The sequence below is a fragment of the Chryseobacterium lineare genome (assembly GCF_977014045.1).
In genome coordinates this window covers 4,190,273-4,196,996 of the sequence record NZ_CDRNIQ010000001.1, presented here as the reverse complement: position 1 = coordinate 4,196,996, position 6,724 = coordinate 4,190,273, and the positions used below count along the sequence as shown (strand labels likewise).

8 protein-coding genes are annotated in these 6,724 nt (G+C 36.2%); 4 read left to right on the top strand and 4 right to left on the bottom strand.

Translation table 11 applies throughout. The features are described from left to right. Positions 1–572: 572 nt before the first annotated feature. From ACWNCI_RS18930 to ACWNCI_RS18915, 4 genes are read left to right on the top strand one after another with little or no spacing between them, the layout of a single operon-like run. Positions 573–1,199: an NUDIX hydrolase gene (locus ACWNCI_RS18930; protein WP_346986279.1), complete on the top strand. Its 627-nt coding sequence runs from the start codon at positions 573–575 to the stop codon at positions 1,197–1,199. A gap of 27 nt (positions 1,200–1,226) precedes the next feature. Then, positions 1,227–2,033 carry a lysophospholipid acyltransferase family protein gene (locus ACWNCI_RS18925; RefSeq protein ID WP_346986280.1) on the top strand — a complete coding sequence of 269 codons (807 nt, stop codon included), beginning with the start codon at positions 1,227–1,229 and terminating at the stop codon, positions 2,031–2,033. A gap of 12 nt (positions 2,034–2,045) precedes the next feature. Then, a complete protein-coding gene (locus ACWNCI_RS18920; RefSeq protein ID WP_449389471.1) occupies positions 2,046–2,483 on the top strand; it encodes a hypothetical protein in 438 nt (145 codons plus the stop codon). A 5-nt stretch (positions 2,484–2,488) separates the two neighbouring features. Beyond that, entirely contained in the window at positions 2,489–3,826 is a 1,338-nt protein-coding gene (locus tag ACWNCI_RS18915; protein WP_449389470.1) for a UDP-N-acetylmuramate--L-alanine ligase, read from the top strand. 50 nt (positions 3,827–3,876) lie between these two features. Here the strand turns inward: ACWNCI_RS18915 and ACWNCI_RS18910 are convergent, their stop codons facing one another. The 4 genes from ACWNCI_RS18910 to ACWNCI_RS18895 form a co-directional block, all read right to left on the bottom strand. Continuing rightward, positions 3,877–4,323, bottom strand: coding sequence for a lipocalin family protein (locus tag ACWNCI_RS18910; RefSeq protein ID WP_346986283.1), 447 nt, complete (start codon positions 4,321–4,323; stop codon positions 3,877–3,879). A gap of 115 nt (positions 4,324–4,438) precedes the next feature. After that, positions 4,439–4,708 (bottom strand): RebB family R body protein, encoded by a 270-nt coding sequence (locus ACWNCI_RS18905; RefSeq protein ID WP_346986284.1) that lies wholly within the window; start codon positions 4,706–4,708, stop codon positions 4,439–4,441. 103 nt (positions 4,709–4,811) lie between these two features. Continuing rightward, positions 4,812–5,687: an aldo/keto reductase gene (locus ACWNCI_RS18900; RefSeq protein ID WP_449389469.1), complete on the bottom strand. Its 876-nt coding sequence runs from the start codon at positions 5,685–5,687 to the stop codon at positions 4,812–4,814. Between the two features lie 48 nt (positions 5,688–5,735). After that, on the bottom strand, positions 5,736–6,653 hold the full coding sequence (locus tag ACWNCI_RS18895) for a LysR family transcriptional regulator (protein WP_346986286.1): 918 nt from the start codon (positions 6,651–6,653) through the stop codon (positions 5,736–5,738). Positions 6,654–6,724: the final 71 nt, after the last annotated feature.

The window sequence follows — 6,724 nt, the reverse complement described above, 5'->3', positions numbered from 1 at the left end:
CTTAACATAAAGTTTACTTTTGATTCACATTTACCCCTTAACCCACTGAATACTAAAGAGAATAATTTTAAACTAATGTTTAGCTTTTGGGGTATAGAGGATAAATGTTGGAGGATGTTAGTGTTTCGGGAGTGTGTGTATGGTTTGTTTTTGTATTTAAGCTCTCGCAGATTTTGCAGATGGCGCAGATGGTGAATTTAAATAGTAAAGGTTTTTTTTATTCTAAGAAAAGAGTTGGAGGGTTTAGATCATATGTTTTTGAGTGGTGACCGTTGAAATCAAGCACCCACAACCTAGCCCGGATAGTAGCGGATACCCCACAGCAAGTGGAGGAAAGCTTAGGACTCAGCAAAGAAAGCAATGGTGCGAGGAGTATGAGCGGATAGCCGGAAAAAGCTCCTAATTGAAGCATTTATAGGTCGGAGAGTAAAGGGTTGGAAAGAGAATAAGTTCTGTATTGGATACATAGAGTATATATAAGGTTATCTTTTTCATTTTCTACTATTCGTGTCAATGTTTGTTAAATCCCTCTGTTGGTTTCCTTTCTTCAAAATATATTATTAAATTTGGATATGAGTTTTGGAAAAGATTTATTAAGAAAAATAAAGATTGCTGAATTGCCGGGGGAAAATGCCCATGGAGTTTTCTCACCGCCTTACCGGCCTGTTTTTACTTATGATGAAGTTTTGACAAAGAATCCGAAGTTTGCTGCTGTAAATATTATTCTTTATCTTAAGAATGATGAATGGCACTTTCCGCTGATCCAAAGGACTATCAATGAACATGACAGGCATAGCGGACAAATTTCTCTGCCTGGCGGGAAACGCGAGGAAGCGGACAGGGATTTTGCTGAAACTGCAGTCCGTGAAACCTCTGAAGAGATCGGAGTTGAAAAGCATTATGTAAGAATTATCCGGGAAATGTCGCCAATTTATATCCCGCCAAGTAATTTTTATGTATATCCTTATATATCTTATACGAAGAAAAATCCTGAGTTTATCTTACAGCAAACTGAGGCGGTGGAAGTTATCGAATTTCCGATCACATGTTTTTTAAACCTTCCGGATCAGCCCGAAATTATGGCATTATCTACCGCAGGAGGAAGCGAAGTCCCGGTGATCAACTTCAACGGATATATCATTTGGGGCGCAACAGCAATGATATTAAGCGAATTCAGCCAATTACTGAAAAAAATGTAACTTTGCACCACTGTGTTTAATTGAGAGATGGCGAAGAAAAACATTTTCACCGATGCGTTCGGAACTCCTTATTTTTTAAAAAGGATAATCATTTTTATATTAGGAATTGTGTCTTACCGAAGATTCAATGGCTTTAATAAACTAAAAATTACAGGCACCGAGCATCTTGTGGATCTTCCTGATTCCAATGTTTTGTTTGTATCTAACCATCAGACGTATTTTGCTGACGTAGCGGCAATGTATCACGCTTTCTGCGCAGTGAATAACGGATATCTGAACACTATAAAAAACCCTATCTATCTGCTGAATCCAAAAATTGATTTTTATTACGTTGCAGCAGAAGAAACGATGAATAAAGGAATTTTACCTAAAATCTTTAAAATCGCCGGCGCTGTAACGGTAAAAAGAACTTGGAGGGCTGAGGGTAAAAATGTGAACAGAATGGTAGATATGAGCGAGGTGGATAATATAATGAAGGCTCTGGATAACGGTTGGGTAGCCACTTTTCCTCAGGGAACGACTTCTGCCTTTGCACAAGGAAGAAGAGGGACGGCGAAACTGGTAAAAAATCAGCGGCCGATTGTCATTCCGATAAAAATAAACGGCTTCCGCAGGGCTTTCGATAAAAAAGGCCTTCGAGTAAAAGTCACGGGTGTAAAGCCTACAATGGAATTTAAGGCGCCACTTAATATTGATTATGATAAAGAAAATGCTCAGGAAATTTTACACAAAATAATGACCGCCATTGAGCAGACAGAAGATTTTAATGTACTGCACAATTATGATGAAGAGCTAAAAGCTAAAAAGTCAGAACAAAAAGATTCAGGTAATTAAAGTAGAAGAATTATGAAAAGAATATTAGAAATCTTATTGGCGATCATAGTATTAGTATCATGCAACAGCCAGAAAGTGTATTCGGATTTTGATATCAGTTATTCTAAGAGCGGAGGCTATGCACCGATTTATGAAAATCTTCTTATTAAAGGAAATGAAGCGCATTACTCTTTTGAGGGGCAGGGCAAAAAGATAAAACAGACTTTTAAAATATCGGATGAAGATTTAAAAAAGATAAATAATACGCTTTCACAAAATAATTTCAGAAGAATACAGGAAGATCATAAGAAGATCTACGATTTTATATCAACATCTATTACGATCAAAAAAGGTCCCAACGAAGGCAGTAAAACAGATGCCAGCGCGATCATGTCTAATTATAAGACAAACTGGTTAAATATTACCAATGCTTTTCAGGAGATCATTAATAATAATGTAAAAAAACAGTAATACAATTGAAGACTCATTTCATTGCTATCGGCGGAAGCGCGATGCATAATCTTGCGATTGCTTTAAAGGATAAAGGATATCAGGTAACAGGTTCGGATGATGCTGTTTTTGAGCCTTCGAGATCCAGGCTTGAAAATAAAGGAATTTTACCTGAAGAAATGGGCTGGTTTCCGGAAAAAATTACTGCTGATATAGATGCGGTCATTCTAGGAATGCATGCTCATCAGGATAATCCTGAACTAGCAAGAGCTAAAGAATTAGGTTTAAAAATATATTCTTATCCCGAATTTCTATACGAGCAGTCAAAAAATAAAACAAGAGTTGTGATCGCAGGTTCCCACGGAAAAACTACCATCACTTCGATGATCCTCCACGTGCTGAATTTTCATCAGAAAAACGTAGACTATATGGTGGGAGCTCAGCTTGAAGGTTTTGACTGTATGGTAAAATTAACACAAGACAACGACTTTATGGTGTTGGAAGGTGATGAATACCTGTCCTCTCCTATCGATCTCCGTTCAAAATTTTTATTGTATCAGCCTAATATTGCTTTGCTGAGCGGAATTGCGTGGGATCATATCAACGTTTTCAAAACTTTTGATGATTATATAGAACAGTTCAGAAAATTTGTATCAAGTATTACGGCAGGTGGCGTTTTGGTATATAATGAAGAGGATCCTGAAGTGGTGAAAGTTGTGGAAGCGGCTGAAAATTATTTCAGAAAGATTCCTTATAAAACTCCGGATTACGAAATCAGTAACGGACAAGTTCATTTAAAAACAGAAATGGGAGATGTACCTCTTTCCGTTTTCGGGGCTCATAATCTGCTCAATATGGAGGGCGCAAGATATATCTGTCATACATTGGGAATTATGGATGAAGATTTCTACGAAGCCATCATGAGTTTTAAAGGCGCATCAAAACGTCTTGAAAAAGTAGAACGGGAAGATAACGGAACGCTTTACAAAGATTTTGCCCACGCTCCTAGTAAAGTAAAAGCTACGGTAAAAGCTTTTCAGGAGCAGTTTAAAAATGAAAATAAATACGGTTTTCTGGAATTGCATACGTATTCAAGTTTAAATCCTGTTTTCCTTGAACAGTATGACCATGCGATGGATGGACTGGATGAAGCTGTTGTTTTCTATTCTGAAGATGCTTTAAAGATTAAAAGAATGGAACCGATTTCTCCCGACCTGATCAAAGAAAAGTTTAAAAATGAAAATCTGAAAGTTTTCACCAACGCGGAAGATCTTCATGCCTACTGGAATACTTTAGATAAAACCCAAGGAGTTTATCTCATGATGAGTTCCGGAAATTTCGGAGGACTTGATCTTACGAAATAACTTATTAAATATATAAATAAACTCCTTTCAGACCGAAAGGAGTTTTTATTTTAATCAATTCTTTTATAAAAACGTCTTAGTATATCTTTGGTTCCGTCCCCGTCAAAATCCTGAGTACGGTCTTCCATAACCATATCGGTTGGAGTAAGCTTAGTTACGAAATACGGATAATTTTCCTCACCTTCAAACCAGAATTTACCACTTCCTTTCTCGAACGTATATTTCCTTGCTACAGCATCTGTTTTTTCGCAGGTATTATTGTTTTGAGCGAAAGAGATTGAAATAAGATGCGAAGAAGTAAATTCATGGGTGCTGATTTTCTGGCACTCCGTTGAGAAAGAAGTCTGAATCTGCTGATTTAAAGACCGGTAAATCTCAGATTTTTCAATATACCATTTTCCGACAATTGAAGTTTTATTGCTGAAATTCTGATCTTCATCATTACTGCTGCAGGAAATAATTAAGAACAGGATAAACGGTAAAATTATTTTTTTCATGATGAAATCTAGCACTTTTAAGTCAGCAAAAATATAAAGAATTTACTCTGCTTTAACTATGATTCAGGTGAAATTTCTCAGCTTCCTTCATCGCCTCTAAAAGTTTTCCAATATCCTAAGCATTGCCATTCAACATTTTTGCAATAGCAATAGCATCTGAAATAGTATCGATGCTGTAAATCTGTGCTATTCCTTGATTTGCTGCTGCCTGTGCCAGAATATTCTGCTGGTTCTGAGCATTAACCGCATTTTCAAACATAAGCCCTGTGGAATGAGCAGCAGTTTGATAAACATTTGCAAGTGCCATAGCAGGAGATTCTCCTACTACTTTTACATTAGATTGTGTTACAGCGTCTGTAATCTGTTCATTTACTTTTGTTTCCATAATTTTAGTTATTAAGTTTAAAGTAAAGTTAAATGATATTTTTTAATAAAAAAAGAAGCAATAAATATTTATTACTTCTTTCTATTAAATTCGTGATTTAAAATTAAATATCTGCAACCGCATTAAGCATTTTTTGTTCCCATGCAGAATCTTTCGGATCAAAGAATAATCTTTTGCCGGTATCTAAAGAACGGACAACATTCATTTCGTCTTCTGATAATTTAAAATCAAAAACATTAAAGTTTTCTTCTATTCTTGAAGGAGTCACCGATTTTGGGATTACGCAGAAACCCTCCTGAAGATGCCATCTTAAAATCACCTGGGCAACAGTTTTGCTGTATTTTTCACCGATAGCTTTTAATTCTTTATTTTCCAGCAAACCGGCATTACCGTTTCCAAGAGGGCTCCACGGTTGGGTGATGATATTATTTTCCCTGTTATAAACCTGCAGTTCCTTCTGCTGAAAGATCGGGTGCAGTTCAATCTGATTAATAACCGGAAGAATATTTACCTGAGCTTTTAATTCTTCTAATTTTTCCACTGTAAAATTGCAGACTCCTATCGCCTTGATCTTTCCTTCCTGATAAAGTTCCTCCATTGCTTTCCATGCTCCTAAGAAATCGGCATACGGCCAGTGGATAAGGTACATATCAAGATAATCCAGTTGTAATCTGTCCAAAGTTCTCTGAAAAGCACTTTTTGCCTTTTCATACGATGTATCCTGAACCCAAAGCTTTGATGTGATAAATAATTCTTCCCTGTCTGCTCCACTGTTTTTGATGGCATTCCCTACAGCCGTTTCATTCTGATAAATAGCAGCCGTATCGATCATTCTGTAGCCGGTTTCAATGGCTTTGATCACCGCATTTTCACATTCTTTTAAATCTTCCATCTGCCATACTCCGAAGCCTAAAGCCGGAATATCAATACCATTATTTAATGTAATCACAGGCTGGCCCGGATATGTTTTTTTCTGCATATTTTAAATTTTTATTAATTTATTGTTTATAAAAATATTTATAGAAATCTATACCACCAAGGTATCTTCTTTTCCCATGACTTTTCTGAATAATCCTTTAATATGATTGATTTCATTTTGATAACTAGTATTTTTTCTGCATCCAAAATACAGTGTATTTTCCAGTTTTTTCTCCCCTTCCCAGATCAGTTTCACTTCCCCATTCTCAATTTCTTTTTTACAAAGAAAATCAGGAACGACAGCCAGCCCCGTGCCTCCTTTCAGGCATCGTACGATGGAATTGAGATTTGGGACAATATAATTCGGTCGGAAATTCGGTTTGTGACCAAAATTAAGGATCCAGAATTGAAAAAGATGTTCCATATCTCCTGCAGTACCGTACCATTTTTCATTTTTCAGCCACTCTTCAGCATGTTCAATGCCTTTGTCATTTAGAACATTTTCAAATTCCTGTATATCAACATCTTTTCCACCAACAAGAATAATCTGTTCAGAAGAAAATGCTTCGTGAAGAATATTAGGAGAAGTTCCTTTTTTAGGAGTGATAATTAAGTCTAAAATTCCTTTATCCAGCTGATCCAGCATTTCCCGATATTCCCCGAAACTGATAATAAGATTAAAGGGTAAACTTGAAACATATTGCTCCAGGGTTGTCTGAAATGTTTCAAAACACATGCCGACACTTATGGTTGGAGTAAGTTTTTCTGTTGATTTCTGGAAGTTTTTTTCAACTTCTTCCAGTTTTGTCAATGGTTCAGAAATAGCATTAAATAAAACCTTTCCTCTTTCGGTCGGAATCATTTTCCTTCCAGTTCTATCAAACAATTTGTATCCTACATATGCTTCCAGAGAACTCAGGTGTAAACTCACTCCCGGTTGAGAAATGAAAAGCGTATCTGCAGCTTCCGTGAGCGTTCCTGTTTTATAGATTGCTTTAAAAGTTCTGTACCACTCTAAATTAACCATAAGTATTACTTTTATGATGCAAATATACTTTAATAATCACAATTATAATATTTTTAACATCAATATAAACA

Excerpts from the sequence above, each read along its gene's own strand:
- ACWNCI_RS18925 (WP_346986280.1), top strand. The coding sequence starts at position 1,227 with ATGGCGAAGAAAAACATTTTCACCGATGCGTTCGGAACTCCTTATTTT.
- ACWNCI_RS18920 (WP_449389471.1), top strand. The coding sequence starts at position 2,046 with ATGAAAAGAATATTAGAAATCTTATTGGCGATCATAGTATTAGTATCA.
- ACWNCI_RS18910 (WP_346986283.1), bottom strand. The coding sequence starts at position 4,323 with ATGAAAAAAATAATTTTACCGTTTATCCTGTTCTTAATTATTTCCTGC.
- ACWNCI_RS18895 (WP_346986286.1), bottom strand. The coding sequence starts at position 6,653 with ATGGTTAATTTAGAGTGGTACAGAACTTTTAAAGCAATCTATAAAACA.
- ACWNCI_RS18930 (WP_346986279.1), top strand. The coding sequence starts at position 573 with ATGAGTTTTGGAAAAGATTTATTAAGAAAAATAAAGATTGCTGAATTG.
- ACWNCI_RS18905 (WP_346986284.1), bottom strand. The coding sequence starts at position 4,708 with ATGGAAACAAAAGTAAATGAACAGATTACAGACGCTGTAACACAATCT.
- ACWNCI_RS18900 (WP_449389469.1), bottom strand. The coding sequence starts at position 5,687 with ATGCAGAAAAAAACATATCCGGGCCAGCCTGTGATTACATTAAATAAT.